General features: G+C 53.5%; 2 tRNA genes. Both read left to right on the top strand.

Features of this window, described 5'->3' with window-relative positions:
* Window positions 1-88: 88 nt before the first annotated feature.
* A tRNA-Leu gene (locus L975_RS16555) sits at window positions 89-173 on the top strand.
* A 34-nt stretch (window positions 174-207) separates the two neighbouring features.
* Window positions 208-282 (top strand) — tRNA-Gln (locus tag L975_RS16550).

Genomic DNA, 282 nt, shown 5'->3' with positions numbered 1-282 from the left:
CTATGTAGCTCAGCTGGTTAGAGCACAGCACTCATAATGCTGGGGTCACAGGTTCGAATCCCGTCATAGCCACCATCTTTTTTTTAGCGCGGAAGTGGCGAAATTGGTAGACGCACCAGATTTAGGTTCTGGCGCCGCAAGGTGTGTGGGTTCAAGTCCCTCCTTCCGCACCATGTCACTGATTTAGGTATTGCAGATTTACGAGATTGGGGTGTCGCCAAGCGGTAAGGCAGCGGGTTTTGATCCCGCCATGCCCAGGTTCGAATCCTGGCACCCCAGCCA

The sequence above is a fragment of the Plesiomonas sp. ZOR0011 genome (assembly GCF_000800945.1).
Lineage (GTDB): Bacteria > Pseudomonadota > Gammaproteobacteria > Enterobacterales > CAMTGL01 > Plesiomonas > Plesiomonas shigelloides.
Note: the sequence above shows the minus strand (reverse complement) of the source record. Positions and strands in the feature narration are given on the sequence as shown.